This window comes from Micromonospora noduli (assembly GCF_003264365.1).
Taxonomy (GTDB): Bacteria; Actinomycetota; Actinomycetes; order Mycobacteriales; family Micromonosporaceae; genus Micromonospora; species Micromonospora noduli.
In genome coordinates this window covers 173,975-198,802 of sequence record NZ_PYAK01000008.1, presented here as the reverse complement: position 1 = coordinate 198,802, position 24,828 = coordinate 173,975, and the positions used below count along the sequence as shown (strand labels likewise).

At 72.1% G+C, this 24,828-nt stretch carries 20 protein-coding genes and 1 pseudogene; 8 read left to right on the top strand and 13 right to left on the bottom strand.

What is annotated here, in order from left to right; all coding sequences use genetic code 11:
* From GUI43_RS09455 to GUI43_RS09440, 4 genes and pseudogenes are all read right to left on the bottom strand, one after another.
* A pseudogene (locus tag GUI43_RS09455) lies at positions 1-1,157 on the bottom strand (SCO7613 C-terminal domain-containing membrane protein); the annotation flags it as partial.
* A gap of 48 nt (positions 1,158-1,205) precedes the next feature.
* Positions 1,206-1,526, bottom strand: coding sequence for a divalent-cation tolerance protein CutA (cutA, locus tag GUI43_RS09450; RefSeq protein ID WP_091406014.1), 321 nt, complete (start codon positions 1,524-1,526; stop codon positions 1,206-1,208).
* A gap of 21 nt (positions 1,527-1,547) precedes the next feature.
* The gene (locus GUI43_RS09445) at positions 1,548-2,552 is read right to left on the bottom strand and encodes a 1-acyl-sn-glycerol-3-phosphate acyltransferase (RefSeq protein WP_112583639.1); all 1,005 of its coding nucleotides are present in this window, start codon (positions 2,550-2,552) and stop codon (positions 1,548-1,550) included.
* Positions 2,552-3,385 (bottom strand): patatin-like phospholipase family protein, encoded by an 834-nt coding sequence (locus tag GUI43_RS09440; RefSeq protein WP_112698561.1) that lies wholly within the window; start codon positions 3,383-3,385, stop codon positions 2,552-2,554. Before GUI43_RS09440 ends, GUI43_RS09445 begins: the two co-directional genes overlap by 1 nt.
* Before the next feature lie 165 nt (positions 3,386-3,550).
* On the opposite strand from GUI43_RS09440, the gene GUI43_RS09435 reads away from it, so the two are divergent.
* Positions 3,551-5,050, top strand: coding sequence for a serine/threonine-protein kinase (locus GUI43_RS09435; RefSeq protein ID WP_112698560.1), 1,500 nt, complete (start codon positions 3,551-3,553; stop codon positions 5,048-5,050).
* Between the two features lie 19 nt (positions 5,051-5,069).
* Here the strand turns inward: GUI43_RS09435 and GUI43_RS09430 are convergent, their stop codons facing one another.
* The 9 genes from GUI43_RS09430 to GUI43_RS09390 all read right to left on the bottom strand — a co-directional run bounded on the left by GUI43_RS09430 (position 5,070) and on the right by GUI43_RS09390 (position 14,416).
* Positions 5,070-6,125, bottom strand: a complete 1,056-nt coding sequence (locus GUI43_RS09430; RefSeq protein WP_112600985.1) for a glycosyltransferase family 4 protein — start codon at positions 6,123-6,125, stop codon at positions 5,070-5,072.
* Between the two features lie 149 nt (positions 6,126-6,274).
* On the bottom strand, positions 6,275-6,946 hold the full coding sequence (locus GUI43_RS09425; protein WP_167457766.1) for a BON domain-containing protein: 672 nt from the start codon (positions 6,944-6,946) through the stop codon (positions 6,275-6,277).
* A 178-nt stretch (positions 6,947-7,124) separates the two neighbouring features.
* Positions 7,125-8,750, bottom strand: coding sequence for a trypsin-like peptidase domain-containing protein (locus GUI43_RS09420; RefSeq protein ID WP_112698559.1), 1,626 nt, complete (start codon positions 8,748-8,750; stop codon positions 7,125-7,127).
* A 62-nt stretch (positions 8,751-8,812) separates the two neighbouring features.
* The gene (locus GUI43_RS09415) at positions 8,813-10,369 is read right to left on the bottom strand and encodes a sensor histidine kinase (protein ID WP_112698558.1); all 1,557 of its coding nucleotides are present in this window, start codon (positions 10,367-10,369) and stop codon (positions 8,813-8,815) included.
* Positions 10,366-11,067, bottom strand: coding sequence for a response regulator transcription factor (locus tag GUI43_RS09410; protein ID WP_030336721.1), 702 nt, complete (start codon positions 11,065-11,067; stop codon positions 10,366-10,368). Before GUI43_RS09410 ends, GUI43_RS09415 begins: the two co-directional genes overlap by 4 nt.
* Positions 11,068-11,153: 86 nt before the next feature.
* Positions 11,154-11,765: a PadR family transcriptional regulator gene (locus GUI43_RS09405; protein WP_112583644.1), complete on the bottom strand. Its 612-nt coding sequence runs from the start codon at positions 11,763-11,765 to the stop codon at positions 11,154-11,156.
* A complete protein-coding gene (locus tag GUI43_RS09400; protein WP_112600976.1) occupies positions 11,762-12,586 on the bottom strand; it encodes a DUF4097 family beta strand repeat-containing protein in 825 nt (274 codons plus the stop codon). The genes GUI43_RS09405 and GUI43_RS09400 overlap by 4 nt, the downstream gene beginning before the upstream one ends.
* Positions 12,587-12,710: 124 nt before the next feature.
* Complete coding sequence (locus GUI43_RS09395) at positions 12,711-13,649, bottom strand: lysophospholipid acyltransferase family protein (RefSeq protein WP_112600975.1); 939 nt, start codon at positions 13,647-13,649, stop codon at positions 12,711-12,713.
* Positions 13,646-14,416: a GNAT family N-acetyltransferase gene (locus GUI43_RS09390; RefSeq protein WP_112583647.1), complete on the bottom strand. Its 771-nt coding sequence runs from the start codon at positions 14,414-14,416 to the stop codon at positions 13,646-13,648. The genes GUI43_RS09395 and GUI43_RS09390 overlap by 4 nt, the downstream gene beginning before the upstream one ends.
* A 159-nt stretch (positions 14,417-14,575) precedes the next feature.
* Between GUI43_RS09390 and GUI43_RS09385 the strand changes: the two genes are divergently transcribed.
* From GUI43_RS09385 to GUI43_RS09355, 7 genes are all read left to right on the top strand, one after another.
* Positions 14,576-15,223, top strand: a complete 648-nt coding sequence (locus GUI43_RS09385; RefSeq protein ID WP_112600974.1) for a hypothetical protein — start codon at positions 14,576-14,578, stop codon at positions 15,221-15,223.
* Between the two features lie 142 nt (positions 15,224-15,365).
* The gene (locus GUI43_RS09380) at positions 15,366-16,301 is read left to right on the top strand and encodes an ABC transporter ATP-binding protein (protein ID WP_112583649.1); all 936 of its coding nucleotides are present in this window, start codon (positions 15,366-15,368) and stop codon (positions 16,299-16,301) included.
* The gene (locus tag GUI43_RS09375; protein ID WP_112600973.1) at positions 16,298-17,110 is read left to right on the top strand and encodes an ABC transporter permease; all 813 of its coding nucleotides are present in this window, start codon (positions 16,298-16,300) and stop codon (positions 17,108-17,110) included. Before GUI43_RS09380 ends, GUI43_RS09375 begins: the two co-directional genes overlap by 4 nt.
* Before the next feature lie 276 nt (positions 17,111-17,386).
* Positions 17,387-21,142, top strand: coding sequence for a multifunctional oxoglutarate decarboxylase/oxoglutarate dehydrogenase thiamine pyrophosphate-binding subunit/dihydrolipoyllysine-residue succinyltransferase subunit (locus GUI43_RS09370; protein WP_112600972.1), 3,756 nt, complete (start codon positions 17,387-17,389; stop codon positions 21,140-21,142).
* Positions 21,143-21,290: 148 nt separating this feature from the next.
* Entirely contained in the window at positions 21,291-21,476 is a 186-nt protein-coding gene (locus GUI43_RS09365) for a DUF6104 family protein (RefSeq protein ID WP_030490374.1), read from the top strand.
* A gap of 92 nt (positions 21,477-21,568) precedes the next feature.
* Positions 21,569-23,638: a phosphate acetyltransferase gene (gene pta, locus GUI43_RS09360; RefSeq protein ID WP_112600971.1), complete on the top strand. Its 2,070-nt coding sequence runs from the start codon at positions 21,569-21,571 to the stop codon at positions 23,636-23,638.
* Positions 23,635-24,759: an acetate/propionate family kinase gene (locus GUI43_RS09355; RefSeq protein ID WP_112600970.1), complete on the top strand. Its 1,125-nt coding sequence runs from the start codon at positions 23,635-23,637 to the stop codon at positions 24,757-24,759. The genes pta and GUI43_RS09355 overlap by 4 nt, the downstream gene beginning before the upstream one ends.
* The last annotated feature ends 69 nt before the right edge of the window (positions 24,760-24,828 follow it).

Sequence of the window (24,828 nt, the reverse complement as noted above, 5' to 3'; positions counted from 1 at the left end):
ACCGTCGCCGTCGCGAGCAGCAGCACTGACGGCCGCAGCTCCGCCACCGGACGCAGCAGGGCGGCGGCGAGCACCGGCACCAGCAGCCCGGCCGCCACCGCCCGCAGCGCCCGCCCCCCGACGAGCCAGGTCGCACCGAACCCGGTCAGCGCGACCAGCAACAGCGGCACCCCGGCCAGCAGTGGCGAGCCCCCCGCCCGTCCACCGACCAGCGGCACCACCGCGCACGCCGAGGCGCCCACCAGCGCGCCGACGTGACCGGCGCCGGCCAGGACCCGGCCGACGAGTTGCGCCGCCCCTCCCCGGCCACGCAGCGCGACCAGCACCGCCAGGTTCAGCGACGCCACCCCGAGCACTACCAACGCCCACCCCGCCGCACCCAGCCCGGCCTCGGCGGCGAGCAGCGGCAACACCGGCTGAGCGGCCACCAGGGCGGCGAACCAGGGCCCCGTCAACCCGCTCCACCGGCCGTACGCCACGGCGACCGCCGCGCTGGCCCCCCCGACCAGCGCGGCGTACCGGCTGCCCGGCCAGCCGGTCACTTCGACCAGGTCCACCGACCAGGCCGCGTAACCGTCCAGCACCACCAGCAGCAACCCCACCGCGGCGAACGTCTCCGCCGTACCGCGCAGCCCTCGGCGGACCGCCAGCAGCGGTACGCCCAGCGCGAGCGCTGTGAACGCCACCAGGATCAACGCCCGCCCGGCGACCCCCACCGCCGCCCAGGCGACAGCTGTGAACACCACCGCCGCGGTGCCCAGCAGGAGTCCACCGAGGACGAAGAGCAGACCTTGGACCGTCCGGGTCGAGGTCTCCGCCGCACCCGGCCGCGTATCCGTCGCGACCCCGGGACCCGGGCCGATGAACGGCGTCGGACCGACGACAGGCGCCGGGCGCGCCACGACCGAGGCCGCCAACCCTGCGCGGACGACCGAGGCCAGTTCGGCCCGCCGCCCGGACACTGTCGACAGCCGTCCGGCCAGCTCGGTGTACGCGCGGCGAGCCCGCTCCACCTGCGGCTCAAGCTCGGCGACCTCCCGGCTCAGCCGAACCACCTCAGCGGCAATCGGGTCGGGCGCGCGATGGCAGCCGGAGCAACCGGCGCTCAGATCGGCCGGCGCACCGCAGGCGGGGCAGGGGTAACGGGTGTCGTCCACCGGGTCATCATCGACAACCGACCGGCGTGCGACCCAGAGTGCGCGTACTCAGGATCGGGTGTGCTCGTACACCCAGGTGGCGTAGTCGGGGTTGCCGCTCTCCACCCTGGACACCAGGATCTCCGGCACCTCGTACGGGTGGCTGACCCGGATCTGGTCCAGCAACGCGGTGAGCCGATCCGGTGCGGTCTTGAACTGCACCGACCACTCGGTGCTCGTCTCCATCCCGGACCGCCACCAGTAGGTGCTGTCCACCTGACCACCCACCTGGGCGCAGGCGGCGAGCCTGCCGGCGACGGCCGCAGCCGCCAGCACGTCGGCGACCGAACGCGCATCCACCACCGTTGTCACCACGCAGATCTCGTCCACGCCCGCACCCTACGCGGACATCTACCGATTAGCGGCGATCCAGGCATCAATCTGCGCCCACCAATCGAAGAGCCAGTCGATGCGTTGCTGCCGTCCGGTCGGTACGTCCTCCGGCGGCACGGACCAGAACCGCATCACGATCCGCTTGTCCATCGGCAGTTCCCGCCACACGTCGGCGACGGTCAGCATCCGGTCCAGCCCGGTGTGGGCGACGAAGATGACCCCGGCGTCCGGTGCGGCGTCCAGCGCGGCGAGCATCCCACCGGGCTGCGGGGCGAGCACGTGGCGCATCCGCTCGGCGCGCAGGGCCATCCATTCCAGGCCGAGGGAGCGCAGCCGGGCGATGGCGCGCAGCCGTCGCCGGGGGGTGAAGTTGCCGCCCTCGGGGAAGATCACGAACGCGTCGTTGTCGTCCAGGCCAGTGGCGAGGTGCCCGATCTGGCGTACCGTCTCCTCGCCGCGCTCCGGAGTCGGCGCGATGAACCGGTTGGGCAGCCGGTTGAGCAGCACGTCGATCGCCGGATCCCACTGGAGGCTGTCCTTGAGGACGATCCGTGGCTCGCGGTGGAACCAGTTGACCAGCCCGTGGATCAGGATGAACGAGTCGCCCGGCCCGGCGTGCCGACAGAGCACCAGCTCGGGCCGGCCGGGCAGCGCGGTGTCCGGGTCGGTGCCCACGACGTCGATGCGCAACCGCAGTGTCCAACGTGCCTGCCAGAACAGCACCCGCAGGAACCAGCCGGCCAGCACGTAGTGCGCGCGCTGGAAGGCCGGCGACCGGGTCCGCCAGCCGAAGCCGGAGACGACCCAGAGCAGGAAGAGCGCGAGCAGCGCGGCGGCGTCCCAGACCAGGTAGAAGCAGCCGATCCAGAGCAGTCGCAGCGGGCGCAACCGGCCCGGGACCAGCGGGGACGCGGCTGCGGCGAGCAGCGCCCAGATCGGCAACGTGGTGACCACGAGGAAGGCGAGCAGCACGACGGCGGGGGCGATCAGCAGCCGACGCAGCCACCGGGGAGGCAGCGGCATCAACGCTCCAGGTGGGTGGCGAGGTAGCGCCGGGAGGCGGTGTACGCGCGGCTGATCCGCCGTCCCACCGCCGCCATGTCGCGGTACGCCCAGGGTGTGTCGTCGCGTGGGTTGAGCCCGCCGGTCGGCAGGACGTGCACCTCCACCCCCTCCGGCAGAGCCGCCATCTCCCGGAAGAAGCGGTGCCGGCGGGAGATCTCGAACGCGACCTGCGCGATCTCCCACGGCCGACGGGGCGGGGTCAGGTCCCGTTCGATCCGACCCACCTGGAGGACGTAGATCCGGCGGGCGCCGACGGCCACCGCCTCGCCGATGGGGATGGAGTTGACAATGCCGCCGTCCACGTAGTGCGCGCCGTCGATCTGCATCGGCGGGAGCAGGCCCGGCACCGAGGCCGACGCCATCACCGCCGGCACCACCGGGCCGCTGTCGAACCAGTGCTCGGCGGCCCGCTCGATGTGTGCGGCGCAGCACCGGAACGGAACCCGCAGGTCGGCGAAGGTGGTGTCCACCCCCAGCTCGTTCTCCAACAGGCGGCGCAGCGGCCGGGGTGAGTGCAGGTGGGTGCGGGCGGCGAAGCGGCGCAACTGCCGGGCGACCGAGTCGCCGTACACCTCGCTCGCCTCCGGTGAGGCCCAGAGCCGGACCAGCCGGTCGGTCACCGCCTCTGACGGGTCGGCGGCGACCATCGCGCCGTTGACCGCGCCGATCGAGGTGCCGAGGACCATGTCGGGTTGGATGCCGGCCCGGAACAGGGCACGCAACATGCCGACCTCGACCGCGCCGAGCACTCCCCCGCCGCCGAGCACGAACGCCACCGGTCCCCCCGCCATGTCTCTCATCCTGGCACGGGCCCGCCGCCGACCGGTGGGCCGCTGTCGACCGGCGGTCAGCGCACGGCAGGCACCGTCTGTCGACGGCTGGTGGCTACGGCGTTGACAGGCAGGACGCATTCGCGCAACCTGATACCGCTCCCACCCCTGAGGCAGGTGCGATCCGTGAAGGCAGCACTGCATCCGGGCCGGTTGCTGGCTCGCAGATACCGACTTCTGGACCAGATCGGCGCCGGCGGCATGTCGGTCATCTGGCGTGCCCGGGACGAGGTACTGGACCGGGTGGTCGCGCTGAAGGTGCTCGCCCCGTCACTCGCCGCCGACGCGCGGTTCCGGGGCATGGTGCGCGAGGAGGCACGGGCTGCCGCCCAGTTGGTGCACCCGCACCTGACCTCCGTGCACGACTACGGCGAGACGGTCGACCCGGACGGCTCGATCACCTCGTTCGTGGTGATGGAGCTGCTCAGCGGCGAGGAGTTGAAGCTGCGGCTCACCGAGGGGCCGTTGCCGTGGACCGAGGCGGTCCAGGTGGGCGCGCAGGTGGCGGACGCGTTGGCCGCCGCGCACCGGCTCGGCATCGTGCACCGGGACATCACCCCGGCCAACGTGATGATGACCGGGACGGGCGTCAAGGTCCTCGACTTCGGCATCGCCACCCGGATCGGCGCACCCGATGAGGACGAGGACGGCGAGACCTTCGGCACCCCGGCGTACGTCGCCCCGGAACGCCTCGACGGCGCGCCGGCCCAACCGTCCACCGACGTCTACTCGCTCGGCGTGCTGCTGCACGAGGCGCTCACCGGCCGGGTCCCGTATCCGGCGGACACCTGGGAGCAGCTCAGCGCAGCGCTGGCCAGTGGTCCGCCGCCGACGCTGGCCGACCTACCGGACCTGCCCGCACCGGTGGCCCAGATCTGCCTGCGCAGCCTCGCCCGGAACCCGGCCGATCGGCCGACCGCCCGGCAGGTCGCCACCGCGCTCCGCGACCACTCGCTGCCCGCCGAGCCCCCGACGGCGACCATCCGGGTGCCCACCCAGCCCTTGCCACCACAGTCGCCCGTCGTCGCGGCGGCCAGCCCTCCGGCGGCGGCACGACTGGATCCAGACACCTCGGACGGCGGGACCTCCTCCGGCCTGGGCGAGCCGGCGACCGGGTCCGGCTGGTCGCGGCGGCGGCTGGTGTTGCTGCTGGTGCTGGCCGTCGGGGTGACGCTGGCCGGGGTGGCCCTGCTGCCCGAACAGCAGCCGACCCGCCGGGCGCAGCCCTCCGCCGGGCCGGTGACGGCCCCGTCGACCGACCCGCCGGCCCCCGAGTCGTCCGCGCCGATCACGTCGACCCCGCCGACCGCGGCGCCGACGACGAAGCCGACCACCGGGGCGCCCACCTCGAACCCGGGCACCCTGACCGAGGTCGCGAACCGGGTCGACGGGTTGATCGGCGCCGGCCTGAGCGCCGGCGAGATCCGCGACGACGTTGCCCTCGACCTGCGAAACGAGCTGCGCAACCTGACCGTGGCGGTCAGCTCCGGCCGCGAAGAGCTGGCACCGCCGGTGGCCCGGCTGCGCGCGAAGGTCGCCGTCCGTCTCGGTGAGGGCGGCATCAGCCCGGCGTACGCCTCTCGGCTCGACGCCGCCATGGCCGAGCTGGGCGCGACCGGAGCCTGACCCGGCGGAGACCGGTGGGTCAGCGCACCGGCACCCGGGCCGGTTCACGGACGTCGTGCCGGCCGAGGGCGAAGCGCCGATAGACCTCCGCGTAGCCGCTCGCCATCCGCTCGACCGAGAAGTTCCGCGCGACGTGCGCCACGCAGTCCTCCGGGTCGAGTCGCTCCGCCGCGAGCAACGCCGCGGGTAGCTCCTCCGACCGTTCGACGACGAGCCCGGTCAGCCCCGGCCGCACCAGCTCCGGCACCGCACCTCTGTTGAGCGCGACCACCGGCGTGCCGGTGGCCATCGCCTCCAGCATCACCATGCCGAACGGCTCGTCCCACTGGATGGGCATGATCAGGCAGCGCGCGTCGACAAGCATCCGCAGCGTCGTCGCGCGGTCCGCGTTGAGCACGACTGTCACGTCGTCGTCGACCATCGGCGCGACGACCTGCTCGTAGTAGCGACGCTCGGCCGGCTCGTTGCACTTGCCGGCCAACAGCAGGGGCAGTCCGGCCGCCCGGCACGCCCGGATGGCGGTGTCCGGGCCCTTGTCCGGGCTGAACCGGGCCAGCCACAGCACCGGCCCCGCGCCGGGCGTGTGCTTGCGCGGGAAGCCGCGGATGTCGAGCGCGTTGTGCACCGTGCCGGCCCAGGGCAGGTTCGGGTTCAGCCGGCGCTGGGCGTGCGAGATGGCCACCAGTGCGACGCCCGCGTCGATGTCGCTCAGCACGTCGCCGTACTCCCCCACGGGGTTGCCGTGCACGGTCGCGACCGTCGGCACGGCCCGGCGGCCGGCGACCAGCGGACCGATCGTGGTGTGGTCGTGGATCACGTCGAAGTCGGCCGGGCTGATCAGCCGATTCACCCGGGCCAGATGTGCCAGCTCGGGCAGTGACTCGCCGAGCCGCTCGTACTGGACCTCGGCCACCGTGGAGACGAAGCCGTCGGCCGCCGTGCCGTGGTCATCTCCGGCGCCGAACAGGGTCACCGAGTGCCCCTGCCCGCAGAGTGCGTCCACCAGGGCGGCGACGACCTGTTCAAGGCCGCCGTAGCCGGGCGGCGGTACGGACAACCACGGCGGAACCACCATCGCGATGCGCAGCGACCGCTCCTCAGGGCGGCCCGCAGGCGGGTGGTTCACGGCCACGAGTCCTCCCCGTTGCTCCCCCGGTGCGGCGGCACCGCCGGTCGGCGGCGGTTTCCCGATGGCGTCCCGGGTAAACCGGACATGGCGGACGATCACCCGCCCACCAGGAGTTGGTCGTGGACCACCCGCACCCCGGGCGCGGACCACGCCACCCGCTCGACCTGATCGCGTTCCCACCAGGAACGGACCACGCCGGCGAGGACCAGCGTGTCGCCGTCCACCTCGACGGTCACCCGCTCGCCGCCGAGCGTGCGCAGCAGCGCCCGCTGGACGTCCCGCCGCAACCGCTCGGCAGCCGGTGGCGCCGCGGGTCGTACCTCGATCAGGTTGGTGATCCCCCGTACGCCGTCGAGCCGGCGCACCTCGCCCTCGGCGGCCCGCCGCTGCCACCCGAACTCGACCTCACCGCGCAGCATCAGCCAGCCGTTGGCCACTGTCACGTCCAGCCGTTCGGCGGGCACGAAGCTGTCCCACTCCAAGGCGCGGGTGGCGGCGTTGGCGACCTCGGCGTCGGTACGCCCCGGAGTGCCGGGAAGCCGCACCTCCATCTCGTCGGCCACCGCCCGTACGCCGCGAACCCGCTGTGCGCACCGCGTCGCGGCCCAGCCGCGGGCGGCACCGTCCACGAATCCGGTCAGGGTGACCACGCCCTGGTCGACTGTCACCCCGATCTCGTTCGGTTGCAGCCGGGCGTCCCAGGCCAGCTCGGCCAGAACGTCGCGTTGGATCCGCTGGTCGTCGCGGACACCCACCATCTCGGTCATGGCACCCCACCCCCGGTTCCGGTCGTCGCCCTCCGAACCTGCCGGGCGGACGGGTGACGGCGGTTCACCCGATCCGGGTGAACCGCCGTCCGGGCGGAAAGAAGCGGCGGGTGACGGAGCCGACCCCCTCGGCCCCGCCACCCGCCGCCGGAGGGAGGAAGCAGGTTCAGATAACTGGTCAGGACGTTTCGGCGAGCGTCACGGTCGCCGACTTCTCGACACCGTTGCGCTTGAACTGCACCTCGACCCGGTCGCCGACCTTGCCGGCCTGCACCGCGCCGACCAGGTCGTCCGAGTCGTTGACGGGCTTGTCGCCGAACCGGGTGACGACGTCGCCGCGCTGGAGGCCGGCCTTCTCCGCCGGGCTGCCCGGGGTGACCGACGCGACGAGGGCGCCGCCGCCCTCGGCCTGGTTGACGCCGACTCCGAGGGACGGGTGGCTGACCTTCTCGCCCCGCTGGAGCTTGCCCGCGACGTCCTTGGCCTTGTTGCTGGGGATGGCGAACCCGACACCGATGTTGCCGGTGCTCTGCCCGGAGGTCGCGATGGCGGTGTTGACGCCGATCACCTCACCCCGGGTGTTGACCAGCGCACCACCGGAGTTGCCGGGGTTGATCGGCGCGTCCGTCTGGAGCAGGCCGGAGATCGAGCTGACCGGCTGGCTCTGCTGCTGGGTCGGGTCCTGCGGCTGCCCCTCACCGGCACGGATGGTGCGGTCCCGGGCGCTGAGGATGCCCGAGGTCACCGAACCCTGCAGACCGAGCGGGCTGCCCAGGGCCAGCACCTGGTCGCCGACCTGCATGGCGTCGCTGTCGCCGAACTTGGCCGGCTTGAGGTCGTTCACCCCGTTGGCCTTCACCACGGCCAGGTCGGTCTTCGGGTCGGTGCCGATGATCTTCGCGTCGGCGGTCTTGCCGTCGGCGAAGACCACCCGCACGGCGTCGCCGGCGGCGGACGCGACCACGTGGTTGTTGGTCAGCACGTACCCGTCGGCGCTGAGCACCACTCCGGAGCCCTCACCGCTGTCGGTGGTGATCGAGACGACGCTGTCCTGCACCGACGCGGCGATCTTCGGCAGGTCGGCGCCATTGATCACGGGAGCCGCGGAGTAGGTGCGGGTGATGCCACCGCCGTCGCCGTCGAGGGCGAGCGCGAGCGCCCCACCGGCAACACCGGAACCGAGCATCAGGGCGAACACCGCGACACCGGCACCGGCGAACTTGGCGATCCGACCCGGCCGGGGGCCGCTGCCGGGCGGCGCGACCTGCGGGCCCCACGGCGGGACCGGCTGGCCCGGGTGGTGCGGGTGCTGTCCGGGGTGCTGGGCGTGCTGCCCGGGGTGCTGCTGGTGCTGGGCGTACGGCATCCCCGGCTGGCCCCCGCCGGCCCAGCCGGACTGCTGGCCCGGGTACCAGGGAGCACCGGGGTAGTGGCCGGCGGTCGGCTGTGGGTAGCCGGGCTGGCCGGGCGCCGGGTGACCGGAGACCGGGTACGGCGGCGCGGAAGGGGTGGCGGCCGGGCGCTCGTAGCCGGTCGACGGCTCGTACCCGGTCGGCTGAGCGGCGGCCGGCGGGCCGGCGGGCGCGGAGGAGCCGGTGTACCCCGCCGGGGTGACGGCGGTGGTCTCGGCGTCACCGGTGGGGGCGGCGACCGTCGGGTCGCCGCTGGTCGAGACGACCGGTACGGGAGTGGTCGGGGAGTCGGACTGCACGCGCTCGTCGCGCGGCAGCTCGGCGGTGGGGTGCGACGGCTCGGCGTCGGTGGGGGCCGGCCGGCGCTGCGGGTCGGACTCGAACTCGGTCATGGCACTACCTTCTCCCCCGGCACTGCAATCAACCTGGAACCGTCCTGGAAGTTGGCTGAAAGTCACTCGCCCGCTCCGTCGACCTGCGGCAGCAGCGGCAGCCGAACCCGGAAGGTGGCCCCGCCGCCGGGCGTCTCGGCCACCTCGACCGAGCCGTGGTGGGCGGCGACCAGCGCCGCCACGATGGCCAGGCCGAGGCCGGTGCCGGTGTTGCCGTCGGCCCGTCGGGTACGGGCCGCGTCGGCCCGGTAGAACCGCTCGAAGACGCGTTCCGCCTGCTCGGCCGAGAGGCCGGGGCCGGTGTCGGCCACCTCCACGATGGCGAAGCCACCCGGTTCGACGCGCAGCCGTACCCGGATCTCGGCCTCCGGTGGGGTGTGGGTGAGCGCGTTGGTGACCAGGTTGCCGATCACCTGCCGTAGTCGCGCGTCGTCGGCGGAGACGACGAGTGGGCCCGATTCGGGCGCGATCTCCAGCTCGATCCGCCGGTCCGGTGCCATCGCCCGGGCGGCCTGCACCGCGTCGGAGGCGAGCACCGGCAGCTCCACCGGGGTGAGCGAGAGCGGCCGTTCCATGTCCAACCGGGCGAGCAGCAGCAGGTCCTCCACCAGCAGCCCCATCCGGGCCGCCTCGTCCTCGATGCGGCGCAGCAGACCGGCGGTCTGCTCCGGCGCACGGGCGGCACCCTGCCGGTACAGCTCGGCGAAGCCACGGATGGTGGTGAGCGGAGTCCGCAGCTCGTGGGAGGCGTCGGCGACGAACTGCCGCATCCGCTCCTCGGAGCGGATGGCCCGCGCCTCGGACGCCTGAGCGGCGGCGGCGGCGTCCCGGGCGGCGCTCTCCGCCCACCGGGCCGAGGTCTCCGACGCGGCTCGGGCGGTGAACGCCGCCTCGATCTGGGTGAGCATCGCGTTCAGCGCACGGGAGAGCCGGCCCAGCTCCGAGGTCGGCTCGGCCTGGCCCTCCTCCGGGTCGGGCACCCGGCGGGTCAGGTCACCGCCGGCGATCGCGGCGGCGGTCTGTTCGATCTCGACGAGGGGCTTGAGGCTGGTCCGGACGATCGCCGCGCCGACCGAGGCCAGCATGATCAGCACTGCGCCACCGACCAGGAGGTCTATCCAGACGAGCTGCTTCACCGCCCGGTCCACGTCGGTGAGCGGCTGACCCACGGCCAGCACCGAGCCGTCCGGTTGAGCCGCGTAGTAGACCCGCCACCGGGTGAGGCGATCGTGTGAGATGACGGTGCGCGGCTCGCCCTCCGCAGCCTCGAAGTCCTTGCGGCTGGCGGGAAAAGTGGGCAGCTGTTCAGGGTCGAAGCTGCGCGTGTCGTACTGGGGGTCGTACACCCGCCGCTCGTCGGCCACGATCACGACGTAGTCGCTGGGCAGCATCGCGCCGACCTCACCGCTGCGCAGCTTCAGAAGCACCTGGCCGAGGCCCTGCGCGGTCGACCGGACCTGCCCGTCGACCTGGCCCTCCAGGTAGTTGCGAAGGAAGTACGCGGTCAGCGAGCTGATCACCAGAAGCGCGACGGCGACCAGCGCGAGCACCGAGGTGACCAGCTTCACCCGCAGCGGAACGCTGCGGACCCGCCCTTTCGCCTGCTGGACCGCGTTCACGCCGCCGGCTTGCGCAGGACGTACCCGACGCCGCGAAGAGTGTGGATCAGCCGGGGTTGGGTGGTGTCGACCTTGCGCCGCAGGTACGAGATGTAGGACTCGACGATGTTGTCGTCGCCCCGGAAGTCGTAGTTCCAGACGTGGTCGAGGATCTGCGCCTTGGAGAGCACCCGGTTGGCGTTGAGCATCAGGTACCGCAGCAGCTTGAACTCGGTCGGCGAGAGCTGCACCCGCTGGCCGGCACGGTGCACCTCGTGGGTCTCCTCGTCCAACTCCAGGTCGGCGAAGGTGAGCCGGGACGGGGCCTGCTCGCCGGTAGTGGTGCGGCGCAGCACGGCGCGGATCCGGGCGGTCAGTTCCTCCAGGCTGAACGGCTTCGTGACGTAGTCGTCGCCGCCCAGGGTCAGCCCACGGATCTTGTCGTCGGTGGCGTCCCGGGCGGTCAGGAACACCACCGGGGTACGCGTGCCGCCCTCGCGGAGCATCCGGATGACCTCGAAGCCGTCAAGGTCGGGGAGCATCACGTCGAGCACCACCAGGTCGGGCCGGTGGTCCTTGGCGGCGTTGAGCGCGGCGCTCCCACTTGTCGCGGTGGCCACGTCGAAGCCCGCGAACCGCAGGCTCGCGGAGAGCAGTTCGAGGATGTTGGGGTCGTCCTCGACGACGAGCAGTCGCGCCTCGGTCTGGGTAGCGGGCATGCGCCCATCATCGGTGACTTCACTGCGCCAGCGCTGGACGCTTCCTGCAAAAAGGCTGTGAGTCGCCGGCCGTCCGGCGACGCCGGTCAGCGCAGCAGGCGACGCAGCCCGTCGAGGGCGCCGTCGAGAAGCCGGATCGCGGTGCGCAACTGGGTGTCGCTGAACTGTCGGGCGCGCATCAGCCGGCCCACCTCGGCGGTGAACGCGGCTAGCCGCTGGTTCAACTCGTCGAGCAGCTCGGCCTGCGGCCCTCCGGTCGCCGCCGGGCGGGGCGGCGGCGCGGGCGCCTCCCACCGGGCCCGCCGGGTCTGCCGGGTGGCCTCGCTCAGCTCCCGCTTGAGGTCGCGTGCCGACCCGCGTACCTCGCTGCGGATCTCGCCGGCCAGGCTGGAGAGGTCCGCCACGGAGGCTGCGATGTCCGTTTCCAACGCGGTCAACTCGCCGGCCCGCTGGCGCAGCTCCGCCCGACCGGCATCGGTGATGTCGTACGTCTTGCGGCCGCCGGCCGCGGTGTGGCTGACCAGACCCTCGACCTCCAGCCGTTGCAGGCGGGGGTAGATGGTGCCGGCGCTGGGCGCGTACAGCCCGAGGAAGCGGTCCTCCAGCAGGCGGATCAGCTCGTAGCCGTGCTTCGGGCCGTCGTCGAGGAGCTTGAGCAGGTAGAGCCGGAGCCGCCCGTGGCTGAACACGGCGGTCACGGCAGCTCCTCTGCATCGTCGTCGACGGCTCGGGCGAGCAGGGCGATGCTCCCCGAGGTCGCGGAAGCCCAGAGCTTACCGTCGCCGGCGCCGAGCACCCCCTCGCTGCTGGGCAGTGGGAACGTCGAGGTGCGTAGCTGCGGAAAGCCGCTGGTGATCCGGCCGGAGGCGGTGTTCAGCTGGACGGCGAGGTCGCTGTCCGCGCGGACCCGGACGGTGATGCTGCCCGAGATGGTGGTCAACCGGATCTCGCTGCGCCGGGGGTTGTCCAGATCGCAGGTGATGGCGCCGGAGACGGTCTGTGCCCGTACCCGGTCGGCGGCGCTGTCGGCGAGGATCACCTCCCCGGAGACCGTCTCCACTGTGAGGTCGCCGCGGACGCCGAGCGCCTCGACCGGCCCCGAGGTGAGCTTCGCGGAGGTGCTGCCGCGCAGCCCCATCAGGGTGATCTGGCCGGCGACGACGTTGGCGGTGGTCTGCCGGCGCAGGCCGGAGGCGACCAGCGAGCCCGCGACCAGGCCCAGATCGGCGAGGACGTCGGCGGGCACGGCGATGGAGACGTCCACCCGGGGATAGCGGTGGATCATCCGGAACCAGCGCAGGACGTCCGACCAGCCCCGACCGCGTTCCTGGCGGATGCTGAGCCGACCGTCGGTGTGGTCGATCAGGACCGGCCGACGGCCGACCTGGGTCACGTCGATCCGGGTCGGCCCGTCGGTGGCGACCACGTTGAGCCGCCCACTGATCAGTCGAACGTCCAGCCGGACGACCGGAGCGTCAACTGTGAGCCGTTGTGGGCTCTCGATCGTCCATCCGGCCATGGCGTTCCCCTCTCGACGACGCGCGGAAGGCACGCCGAACAGGAGGAGAATGTAACGCGATACATCGCGATACCACAAGACAGGTCGCGAGTTGGTCGCCGGCCCGGCGGTCGGCGTGCTCTCCTCAGGCCGCCAGGCCCAGCTCGCGATCAGCAGGCAGAGCCGGCGCGGGAACGGCCGGGGTCACCGCCGGCACCGGCCGCAGCCGGGTCCGCGCCACGGCCCCCGCCGTCGGCACCAGGTGTACGGCCGACTCGGCGGCCCGGGCCAGCAACCGCCGATCGGCGTCACGGGCCGGGTGCAGCGCGGCGGCGATCGTCACCGATACCACCAGCTCCCGCGCCGCGACCACCCGTGCCACCGAGCGCAGCAGAGTGTCCGCACCGATGAAGGCGGCTGCCGTGGTGGTAGACCCGGTGGTCGCACAGCAATAGGTGAGCCGCAGCGGAACCACCGGGCTGCCCGTGTCGATGGCCGCCTGGAACATCGCGGGCCGGAACCCACCACCGGGGCGGCAGTCGGTGGCACCGTTCCCGGCACACCACGTCGTACCCTCCGGAAAGACCGCCACCGACCGCCCGGCGCGCAGCGTCTCGGCGACCCGGGCGACGGTCCTCGGCAGCGTCAGCGGTCGGGCCCGGTCCACGAAGACCGTGCCCGCCGCCGCGGCCAGCAGACCGACCACCGGCCAGGACCGGATCTCCCGTTTCGCCACCATCCGGGTGGGCGCGACCGCCAGCACCGCGAGGATGTCCAGCCAGGAGACATGGTTGGCGACCAGCAGCGCGCGCCGCCGGGGCAACCGACCCCGGACCACGAGGCGGACGCCGAAGGCACGCGCGGTGGCCCGCGCCCAGCCGCTGACCAGCGCCTGCCGTTCCCGAGTGGGAAGCACGGGCAGCAGCAGCACCACCGGGATCCCGGTCAGCAACATGCCGAGCGCGGCGACCAGCCGGAGCACCCGGCGGGCCACCGGCACCGTGGGCACCTCGCCGGCCGTCGGCAGGCAGTCGTCGTCGCAACCCGAGGCGGGGCGCCACAGGTCGCGCGGCACGGCGGTCACCGCTGCTCCCCGCCGAGGAAGTGCCGCAGGTAGCGCGGGTTCATCCGGTCCAGAGAGAAGAGGACGTAGAAGTCCGCGCACCCGAAGTCGCTGTCGTACGACGGCTCGCCGCAGATCCACGCGCCGAGCCGGAGGTAGCCACGCAGCAGCGGCGGAACCGCCACCCGCCCGGCCGGGGCGACGGCGACCGGGCCGGCGGCAGCCGCCTCGGTGAACCAGGGCCGCAACGGGCGGACCCGCAGCGGCGGCGGTGACAGGTGCCGGGCCCGGGCCTGCGTCCACACCTCGGCCACCGTCCGCCCACCGTCAGCCACCGGCACCGAGGCGCAGCCGCCGAGCCAGCGGGAGCCGCGCAGGTGCAGGTACCGGATGATGCCGGCCCACATCAGGTTGATCACCGCGCCGGAGCGGTGGTCCGGGTGCACGCAGGACCGACCCGCCTCGACCAGGTCGTCGCGGAGCGGGTCGAGCGGGCTCAGGTCGAACTCGTCCTCGGCGTAGCGCCGGGTGGTGCGCCCCGGCGGCAGCAGCCGGTACGTGCCGACCACCTCGCCGGTGCTGTCCTCGCGGACGATCAGGTGGTCGCAGTACGCGTCGAAGGGGTCGACGTCCAACCCGGCCTCGCCGGGGAGAGTGGCGCCGAGCTCGGTGGCGAACACCTCGTGGCGCAGGCGTTGCGCGGCCGCGACCTGGGTGGGGTCGTCGGCGATCAGCAGGGTGTATCCGCTGGTCTTCAGGGGTGTGCCAGCGGCATGCAGAACGGCCATGGGATCTGTGTAGGTGCCCGGGTTGCCATCCACGGGGACCACTGGTGTCGATCGGATGAACGCCGGCAGGCGAGACCGCTAGCGACCCCCGGCGCGGACCGTGCGAGGCTGCCGGACCAGGCCGGCGAAGGCGCCGACACGCACCACCGGAGGTCGACGATGCGCATCGAAACCCGCTACAACGGGCCCGCCGGTTCCGGCAACGGCGGCTGGAGCGCGGGGATCTTCGCCGCCGAGGCGGGCGGCAGCGGGCCGGTCGAGGTGACGCTGCGCCGGCCACCACCGCTGGAGACCGAGCTGACAGTGGCCGACGGCGAGGTCCGGGACCCGGCTGGCGAACTGGTGGCCGAGGTGCGCCCGGCCGGGGTGATCGATGCCGTCGTACCCCCGGTCGACCTGGAGACGGCGGTGGCCGCCGCGGCCCGCTACCCCGGCCTGGTCGAGCATCCGTTCCCCAGCTGTTACGTCTGCGGGCCGCAGCGGGCCGACGGGCTGCGGATCTTCCCCGGCCGGCTGCCCGATGGCCGGACCGCCGCACCCTTCCGCGCGCCCGCAGAGGTCAGCGCGGCCACGATCTGGGCTGCGCTGGACTGCCCCGGTGGTTGGGCGGTGCTCGCGCCGGGCCGCCCGTACCTGCTGGGCCGGATCGCCGCCGTGGTCGCGGCGCTGCCCGGGCCGGGCGACGAGTGCGTGGTGACCGGGGCGTTGCTGCGCGTCGATGGGCGCAAGGCGCTCGTGCACACCAGCCTGTACGGCCCGGACGGGTCGTTGCTTGGCGCGGCGCGGGCAACCTGGATCGCCCGCTGAACCCCTGCCGTAGTCCGCAGGGATGAGTCGCATCCACCCCGCGACGGAGGCAAACGTACTGACCGCGCCTGATTGACCTTGTTGCCACGGGCCGTCACGCTGTGCCACGGCGTACCTCGACGCCACACACGGGAGGAGAACGATGACTGACGGGCAGCGAAGCCCCACCAGCGACGGTCAGATCGTGGTGTCCGGTCTGACAAAGCAGTACAAGAACGTCCGGGCGGTGAACAACCTGTCCTTCACCGTGGCGCCGGGACGGGTGACCGGCTTCCTCGGCCCGAACGGCGCAGGCAAGACCACCACGCTGCGCATGCTGCTGAATCTGGTCACGCCGACCGCCGGCACGGCCACCATCAGCGGCCAGCGGTACGCCGACCTCGCCAACCCGCTGCGGCAGGTCGGCGCGGTGCTGGAGGCGTCCAGCGCGCACAAGGGCCGCACCGGCATCAACCACCTCCGGGTCATCTGCGCGGCGGCCGGGCTGCCCAAGCAGCGGGCCGACGAGGCGTTGGCCCTGGTCGGGCTCACCCCGGCGGCGAAGCGCAAGTTCAAGGGTTACTCGCTGGGCATGAAGCAGCGGCTCGGCATCGCCGCCGCGATGCTCGGTGACCCCCGCGTGCTGATCCTCGACGAGCCTGCCAACGGGCTGGACCCGGAGGGCATCCGGTGGATGCGTGGGTTCCTCAAGAACCTCGCCCACGAGGGTCGTACGGTGCTGGTCTCCAGCCACCTGTTGTCGGAGATGCAGCTCCTCGCCGACGACGTGGTGATCATCGCGGCCGGGCAGTTGGTCCGGCAGGGTCCGGTCGACCAGGTGCTCGGGTCGATGGCCCAGGGCGCCCGGGTCCGGGTCCGCACCCCGCAGGCCGAGGCGTTGTCCGCCGCCCTCAAGGCGCAGTCGGCGACCATCGAGACCGACGAGCAGGGCGTGCTGCTGGTCGGCGGGGTGGACGCCCCGACGATCGGCCGGTCCGCCCTCGCGGCCGGGGTCGAGCTGCACGAACTGACCACCGAACGGCCCGATCTGGAACGGGTCTTCCTGGAGCTGACGGCCGGAAAGGCGGGCATCCGATGAACCTGGTCCGATCCGAGCTACTCAAGATCCGTACCACCAGCACCTGGTGGTGGCTGGCCCTCGGCGCGTTCCTCTCGATCGCCCTGGCGTTCGCGATCAACGCGTGGCTGTTCGTCACGACGCTCGGCGGCGACGCCGAAGAGATCGGCGTCAGCGCCGAGCAGGCGACCGCGCCGGCGCAGGCGGCGAATCTCTACACCTCGGGCCAGTACCTCGGGCTGATGTTCGTGATGCTCATCGGCATCCTGATGGTCACCAACGAGTTCTTCCACCAGACCGCGACCACGACGTTCCTGACGACTCCCCGGCGAACGTCGGTCATCGTCAGCAAGCTCGTCGCGGCCAGCCTGCTCGGCTTCATGTTCTGGCTGGCGACCACGCTCATCGACCTGGCCGCCGGCGCGATCTTCCTGTCCGCGAACGACTACGGCACTCAGCTCGGTGAGTGGCCGGTGCAGCGGGCGCTGTTGTTCAACCTGCTGGCCTACGCCATCTGGACGATCCTCGGGGTGGGCATCGGCACGCTGATCACCAACCAGCTCGGTGCGGTGATCACGGCGGCGGTGCTCTATCTGATCGGCACCCAGGTGGTGGGTCTGCTGTTCCTGCTCCTGTCGAACGTGCTCGACAGCCAGGCGGTGCTCAAGTGGCAGGTGGTCTGGCCCGCTGTGGCGTCCCAGGTCATGATCACGGAGGGCACCTCGGAGTTCACACCGTCCTGGTGGGTCGGTGCCCTGGTGCTGATCGGCTACGCGCTGGTCAGCGGAATTGCCGGAGTTCTGCTCACCCGGCGGCGCGACATCGCCTGATGGCGTCTGCGACCCCGGAGCGGCGCCGACAGGCTGGCCGCTCCGGGGTCGGGCGTCACCCTCGGCGACCGGCCCGGTGTTATCAGTTCGACACGGTGCGCGCAGGCGTTGCTGAACTTCTGGCATCTTCTGTGAAACCGGCCACGGGACCGAGGCGGAAATGCCTGCGGGATCGGTACGGCGTAGCCTGGGAGCCGTCTAGTCCGTGCTCCTAATCGGGCGCGACGGACCCACCGCGTGCCACACAAACCCGCGTGAAAGAGGCGATTACCGGCCGTGTCGACCCAGCAGACTTCGCAGGAGAACCCACTGGCGGGTTTCGGCCCGAATGAGTGGATCGTCGAGGAGATGTACCAGCGTTACCTCGCCGACCCATCGAGCGTCGATTCGGCCTGGCACGACTTCTTCGCCGACTACCGACCGGCACCGGGCGCGGGCACCCCGCGCGGCGCCGAATCCTCGGACAAGCCGGCCGCCGCCCCGGAGCCGGACGGTCAGCCGGAGGCAGCCGCCACGGTTGCCCAGCCGAGCGCCCCGGCCAAGCCGGCGACCGCTAGCAAGCCGGCCGCCGCCCAGCCGGCGCCGGCCAAGCCCGCCGCTGCGGCCACACCGAAGGCCACGCCGGAGAAGACCGCTCCGGCCAAGCCGGCCGCCAAGGCCGCCGCGCCGAGTGCCGACGGCCCGCAGACCACGCCGTTGCGGGGCGTCGCGGCGAAGATCGTCCAGAACATGGACGCGTCGCTGAGCGTGCCCACCGCGACCAGCGTGCGCGCGGTCCCGGCCAAGCTGCTGGTGGACAACCGCATCGTGATCAACAACCACCTCGCCCGTGGGCGGGGCGGCAAGGTCAGCTTCACCCACCTGGTCGGCTACGCGCTGGTGCGCGCGCTGGTCCAGCACCCCGAGATGAACAACTCCTTCACCGAGGCCAACGGCAAGCCGGCGGTGCTCCGCCCGGCACACGTCAACCTCGGTATCGCGATCGACCTCGCCAAGCCGGACGGCAGCCGCAACCTGGTGGTCCCCTCCATCAAGGGCTGCGAGCAGATGGACTTCCGGCAGTTCTGGCAGGCGTACGAGGACGTGGTCCGACGGGCGCGGCGCAACGAGCTGACCATGGAGGACTACTCCGGCACCACGATCTCGCTGACCAACCCGGGCGGCATCGGCACCGTGCACTCGATGCCGCGGCTCATGCAGGGGCAGAGCGCGATCATCGGCGTCGGCGCGATGGAGTACCCGGCCCCCTACCAGGGGATGTCCGAGGCCACCCTGGCCGAGCTGGCGGTCAGCAAGATCATCACGCTGACCAGCACGTACGACCACCGGATCATCCAGGGCGCGCAGTCCGGCGAGTTCCTCAAGGTGATGCACGAGCTGATCCTGGGCGAGCACGGGTTCTACGACCAGATCTTCACCGCCCTGCGCATCCCGTACGAGCCGGTGCGCTGGATGCGCGATGTCGCTGTCAACTCCGAGGGTCAGATCAACAAGACCGCCCGGGTGCACGAGCTGATCCACGCGTACCGGGTGCGCGGTCACCTGATGGCCGACACCGACCCGCTGGAATTCAAGATCCGCAAGCACCCCGACCTGGACGTCCTCCAGCACGGGCTCACCCTGTGGGACCTGGACCGCGAGTTCCCGGTCAACGGCTTCGCCGGCCGGCAGCGGATGAAGCTGCGCGAGATCCTCGGCGTGCTGCGCGACTCGTACTGCCGCCGCGTCGGCATCGAGTACATGCACATCCAGGACCCGGAGGAGCGGCGCTGGGTCCAGGAACGGATCGAGCGCAAGTACGAGAAGCCGTCCGCCGACGAGCAGAAGCACGTGCTCAACCGGCTCAACGCCGCCGAGGCGTTCGAGACCTTCCTGCAGACGAAGTACGTCGGCCAGAAGCGCTTCTCGCTGGAGGGCGGCGAGTCGCTGATCCCGCTGCTCGGCGAGGTGCTGGAGTCCTCCGCCGAGAACGGGCTGGACGAGGTCGTCATCGGCATGGCCCACCGGGGTCGGCTCAACGTGCTGGCCAACATCGTCGGCAAGCCGTACGAGAAGATCTTCTCGGAGTTCGAGGGTCACCTGGACCCGCGCTCGACGCAGGGCTCCGGCGACGTGAAGTACCACCTGGGTCAGAACGGCAAGTTCACCACCCCCGACGGCGAGCACGCGGTCAAGGTGTCGGTGGTGGCCAACCCGTCGCACCTGGAGGCCGTCGACCCGGTGCTGGAGGGCATCGTCCGGGCCAAGCAGGACCGGATCGACCTCAAGCTGGAGGGCTACACCGTGCTGCCGCTGGCGGTGCACGGTGACGCCGCCTTCGCCGGGCAGGGCGTGGTCGCCGAGACCCTCAACCTGTCGCAGCTGCGCGGCTACCGCACCGGCGGCACCGTGCACGTGGTGGTGAACAACCAGGTCGGCTTCACCACCGCCCCGGAGTACAGCCGGTCCAGCCTCTACAGCACCGACGTGGCCCGGATGATCCAGGCGCCGATCTTCCACGTCAACGGCGACGACCCGGAGGCCGTGGTCCGGGTGGCCCGGCTGGCGTTCGAATACCGGCAGACGTTCAACAAGGACGTCGTGATCGACATGGTCTGCTACCGCCGGCGCGGGCACAACGAGGGCGACGACCCGTCGATGTCCAACCCCCAGATGTACAAGATCATTGACTCGAAGCGCTCGGTCCGCAAGCTCTACACCGAGGAGCTGATCGGTCGCGGTGACATCACCGTGGAGGACGCGGAGGAGCTGCTGCGCGACTACCAGGCGCAGCTGGAGAAGGTCTTCAAGGCCACCCGGGACGCCGCCTCGGCACCGCGCCAGCTCAACCGGCCGCGCCGCGAGGAGGAGCCGGAGCCGCAGGTCGACACCGCCACCGACGCGTCAGTGGTCAAGGCCATCGGCGAGGCGCACATCAACCTGCCGGAGGGCTTCACCCCGCACAAGCGGATTCAGCAGCTGCTGGACCGGCGGGCCAAGATGTCCGTCGAGGGCAACATCGACTGGGGCTTCGGCGAGATCATCGCGCTCGGGGCGTTGCTGCACGACGGGGTCACCGTCCGGCTCGCCGGACAGGACTCTCGTCGCGGCACGTTCGTCCAGCGGCACGCCTCGGTGGTCGACTCCCGCACCGGCGACGACTACCTGCCGCTGAAGTCGCTCACCGGCGACGGCGACCGCTCCCGGTTCTTCGTGCACGACTCGCTGCTCAGCGAGTACGCGGCGATGGGCTTCGAGTACGGCTACTCGGTGGAGAACATCAACGCCCTCGTCGCCTGGGAGGCCCAGTTCGGCGACTTCGTCAACGGCGCCCAGTCGGTGATCGACGAGTTCATCTCGTCCGGTGAGGTGAAGTGGGGCCAGCGCTCCGCCATCACCCTGCTGCTGCCGCACGGCCACGAGGGTCAGGGCCCGGACCACACCTCCGGTCGGCCGGAGCGGTTCCTGCAGATGTGCGCCGAGGACAACATGCGGGTGTCCATCCCGACGACCCCGGCGAACTACTTCCACCTGCTGCGCCGCCAGGCCCTGTCGCCCAAGCGCAAGCCGCTGGTGGTGTTCACGCCGAAGTCGCTGCTGCGGCACAAGCTCTGCGTCTCGTCGGTGGAGGACTTCACCACCGGCACCTTCCAGCCGGTGCTGCGCGACACTGCCGCCCCGGCGCCGGAGGCGGTGAAGCGGGTGCTGCTCTGCTCCGGCAAGGTCTACTACGACCTGTTCCAGGCCCGGCAGGAGCGCGGCGTCACCGACACCGCGATCCTCCGGCTGGAGCAGCTGTACCCGCTGCCGGTGGAGGAGATCCGGGCCGCCCTCGCGCAGTTCCCGAACGCCGAGGACTTCGCCTGGGTGCAGGAGGAGCCGGCCAACCAGGGTGGCTGGTCGTTCGTCGCGCTCAACCTGCTGGAGCACCTCACGGACGTTCGGCTGCGGCGGATCTCCCGCCCGGCCGCGGCCGCCCCGGCGGTCGGCTCGGCCAAGACCCACGAGGTCGAGCAGAACGCGCTGATCGAGGCGGCTCTCCCCCGCCCGTGACCTGACCTGAGCACGGAAACCGGGGCAGGGCCGTTTCACCACGGTCCTGCCCCGGCTCTCGTAGGTCCGCTGGTCCACCCACCGGCCGGTTGACCATCCACCCACCACCCGCCCGGCCCGAGCCGGGCCGAGCACGAGGACGTACCCCATGTACTTCACCGACCGTGGCATCGAGGAGCTGGTCGAGCGCCGGGGCGAGGAGCAGGTGACCCTGGAGTGGCTCGGCGAGCGCCTGCGCGACTTCGTCGACCTCAACCCCGACTTCGAAACCCCCATCGAGCGCCTGGCCACCTACCTGGCCCGCCTAGACGATCCCGACGACGAAGACGCCTAACCCCGTTCCGCACCCGGTGATCAAGAATTTTCGGTCACGATGGGGGCCGGAGCTGACGCAAACTTCTTGATCAACGGGCAGGGGGTGGGAACGTGGCTCGGAGTGTTTACCTCACCAGCGTGGGGTCCGGCGGAGGCAAGTCGACGATCGCCCTCGGGCTCGCCGAGTTGCTGTCCCGCCAGGTCGGACGGATCGGCGTGTTCCGGCCGTTGGTGGCCGACACCGGCCAGGACCCGATCCTCGCCCTGCTGAGCGAGCGTTACCGGGTCGAGGTGCCGCTGTCCGAGCTGGCCGGGGCGAGCTACGCCGAGGCTTCGGCGCTGGTCGCCGACGGCCGACGGGAGCAGCTCATCTCCGCCATCGTCGAGCGCTACCGGGCGGTGGAGCGGCAGTGCCCGGCGGTGGTCGTGGTGGGCAGTGACTTCGACGAGCCCGGCGACCCGGCCCACCCCCGGGAACTGGCCTTCAACGCCCGGCTGGCCACCGAGTTCGGCAGCGTGGTGGTGCCGGTGGTGGACGGCTTCGGGCAGGAGCCGGCGGCGGTCGCGTCGGCGATGCGGGGGGCGTACCACGATCTGGCCGACCTCGGCGCGACGGTGCTCGCGGTGATCGCCAACCGGGTGACCGAGCCGATGACGCTGCCCGACCTGCCGGTCCCCGCGTACGCCATCCCGGAGGTGCCGAGCGTGTCCGCGCCGACGGTGGCCGAGGTGGCGGCGGCGCTCGGTGCCACCCTGCTGGCCGGGGACGACGCCGCGCTCAGTCGCGACGTGCTGGACTTCGTGGTCGGCGCGGCGCACGTGCCGACCTTGCTGGGCCACCTCACCGAGGGCGCCCTGGTGATCACCCCTGGGGACCGGGCCGACCTGCTCGTCGCCGCGAGCGCCGCGCACGTGGCCGGGCAGGTGTCGGTGGCCGGGCTGGTGCTCACCCTCGGCGAACAGCCCGACCCCAGGGTGATGCGGCTGGTGGAGGGCCTCAACACCGGGTTGGCGGTGCTCTCCGTGCGTCTCGACAGCTACGACACGGTGGCCGCGTCCAGTCGCATCGAGGGCCGGCCCAGCGCGTCCAATCCCCGCAAGGTGGAGGCCGCGCTCGGCGCGTTCGAGCGCTGTGTGGACACCGACGACCTGGCCCGTCGGCTGCGGGTCAGCCGGTCGGCGCGGGTCACCCCACTGATGTTCGAGAACGAGCTGATCGACCGTGCCCGCTCGAAGCCCCGGCACCTGGTGTTGCCGGAGGGCACCGACGAGCGGATCCTGCGCGCGGCGGAGATCCTGCTACGGCGTGGAGTGGCCGAGCTGACGGTGCTCGGCCGGCCGGACGACATCGCCCGGCGCACCCGGGAGCTGGGCATCGACCTCGGCGACATGCGGGTGGTCGACCCGGGCACCAGCGAGTGGCGCGACGACTTCGCCGCCGAGTACGCCCGGCTGCGCGCCCACCGGGGCGTCACCGCCGAGTTGGCGCACGACATCGTTGCGCAGCCCAACTACTTCGGCACGCTGATGGTGGCCACCGGCCGAGCCGACGGCATGGTCTCCGGCGCCACGCACACCACCGCCGCGACCATCCGGCCAGCGTTCGAGATCATCCGTACGCTGCCGGACGTCTCGGTGGCCTCCAGCGTCTTCTTCATGCTGCTCGCCGACCGGGTGCTGGTCTACGGCGACTGCGCGGTCAACCGCGACCCGGACGCGGCCCAGCTCGCCGACATCGCGATCTCGTCGGCCGACACCGCCGCCCGGTTCGGCATCGAACCCCGGGTGGCCATGCTGTCGTACTCGACCGGCAGCTCCGGCGCGGGCGCCGACGTGGAGAAGGTCGCCGCGGCCACCGCGCTGGTCCGGGAACGCCGGCCCGACCTGCTTGTCGAGGGGCCCATCCAGTACGACGCGGCGATCGATCCGGCGGTGGCGGCCACGAAGCTGCCCGACAGCCCCGTCGCCGGGCACGCCACCGTCTTCATCTTCCCGGACCTGAACACCGGCAACAACACGTACAAGGCGGTGCAGCGCTCCGCCGGGGCGGTCGCCGTCGGCCCGGTCATGCAGGGCCTGCGGCGGCCGGTGAACGACCTGTCGCGGGGCGCCACGGTGCCGGACATCGTCAACACGGTGGCGATCACCGCCATCCAGGCGGCCACCGAGGAGGCGTCGTGAGTCAGGTGCTGGTGCTCAACTGCGGGTCGTCGTCGGTGAAGTGGCGCCGCTACGACGGTGACCGGGCACTCGACCACGGCACCGTCGAGCGGATCGGTGAGCCCGGTGGCGGCCCGGCGGACCACACCGAGGCGGTCCGGCAGATCCTGGACGGGCTCGACCTGACCGGGCTGGCGGCGGTCGGACACCGGGTGGTGCACGGTGGCCGGACGTTCAGCGCACCGGTACTGGTCGACGACGCGGTGCTGGCCGCGATCAAGGATCTGGTGCCGCTCGCCCCACTGCACAACCCGGCCAACCTGGCCGGCATCGAGGTGGCCCGCGCGGCGCTGCCGGACGTCCCGCAGGTCGCCGTCTTCGACACCGCGTTCCACCACACCCTGCCGGAGGCCGCCGCGACGTACGCGATCGACCGGGACACCGCCGAGCGGTACGACATCCGCCGGTACGGCTTTCACGGCACCTCACACGCGTACGTGTCCCGGCGCACCGCTGAGCTGCTGGGCCGCCCGTACGAACAGGTCAACACGATCACCCTGCACCTGGGCAACGGGGCCAGCGCCTGCGCGGTGGCGAACGGTCGCAGCGTCGCCACCTCGATGGGCATGTCCCCGTTGCAGGGGCTGGTGATGGGCACCCGCAGCGGCGACGTGGACCCGACCGTGATCTTCCACCTGCGCCGCGAGGGCGGGCTGTCGGTGGACGACATCGACGACCTGCTCAACCACCGCAGTGGCCTGCTCGGGCTGACCGGGGTCAACGACATGCGCGAGGTGCTCGAACGCCGGGCGGCCGGTGACCGGGCGGCGGCGCTGGCCTTCGACGTGTACTGCCGGCGGATCACCGAGTACGTCGGGGCGTACTACGCGCTGCTCGGCCGGGTCGACGCGATCACCTTCACCGCCGGGGTCGGCGAGCACGCCGCGCCGGTGCGGGCCGCCGCGTTGGCCGGGCTGGGCCGGCTCGGTATCGCCGTGGACGAAGCCCGCAACAACGGCGAGGGCAACCGGTTGATCTCCCCCGATGGCGCCGAGGTGAGCGTCTGCGTCATCCGCACCGACGAGGAGCGGGAAATCGCCAGGCAGACCCGGGACGTGGTCGCGGCGGCCCGACGCCACTGAGGCGCGCACCCCCGGGAGGCCCGAGGGTGCGCGCGAGTCGGTGAAGCCCGTTCAGTACGGCCGCAGCCA

What these genes read in the sequence shown, in the direction of transcription:
- GUI43_RS09445 (WP_112583639.1), bottom strand. Translation starts at nt 2,552, where the DNA reads ATGCCGCTGCCTCCCCGGTGGCTGCGTCGGCTGCTGATCGCCCCCGCC.
- GUI43_RS09440 (WP_112698561.1), bottom strand. Translation starts at nt 3,385, where the DNA reads ATGGCGGGGGGACCGGTGGCGTTCGTGCTCGGCGGCGGGGGAGTGCTC.
- GUI43_RS09430 (WP_112600985.1), bottom strand. Translation starts at nt 6,125, where the DNA reads ATGGTGGTTCCGCCGTGGTTGTCCGTACCGCCGCCCGGCTACGGCGGC.
- GUI43_RS09425 (WP_167457766.1), bottom strand. Translation starts at nt 6,946, where the DNA reads ATGACCGAGATGGTGGGTGTCCGCGACGACCAGCGGATCCAACGCGAC.
- GUI43_RS09420 (WP_112698559.1), bottom strand. Translation starts at nt 8,750, where the DNA reads ATGACCGAGTTCGAGTCCGACCCGCAGCGCCGGCCGGCCCCCACCGAC.
- GUI43_RS09410 (WP_030336721.1), bottom strand. Translation starts at nt 11,067, where the DNA reads ATGCCCGCTACCCAGACCGAGGCGCGACTGCTCGTCGTCGAGGACGAC.
- GUI43_RS09400 (WP_112600976.1), bottom strand. Translation starts at nt 12,586, where the DNA reads ATGGCCGGATGGACGATCGAGAGCCCACAACGGCTCACAGTTGACGCT.
- GUI43_RS09390 (WP_112583647.1), bottom strand. Translation starts at nt 14,416, where the DNA reads ATGGCCGTTCTGCATGCCGCTGGCACACCCCTGAAGACCAGCGGATAC.
- GUI43_RS09385 (WP_112600974.1), top strand. Translation starts at nt 14,576, where the DNA reads ATGCGCATCGAAACCCGCTACAACGGGCCCGCCGGTTCCGGCAACGGC.
- GUI43_RS09380 (WP_112583649.1), top strand. Translation starts at nt 15,366, where the DNA reads ATGACTGACGGGCAGCGAAGCCCCACCAGCGACGGTCAGATCGTGGTG.
- GUI43_RS09375 (WP_112600973.1), top strand. Translation starts at nt 16,298, where the DNA reads ATGAACCTGGTCCGATCCGAGCTACTCAAGATCCGTACCACCAGCACC.
- GUI43_RS09365 (WP_030490374.1), top strand. Translation starts at nt 21,291, where the DNA reads ATGTACTTCACCGACCGTGGCATCGAGGAGCTGGTCGAGCGCCGGGGC.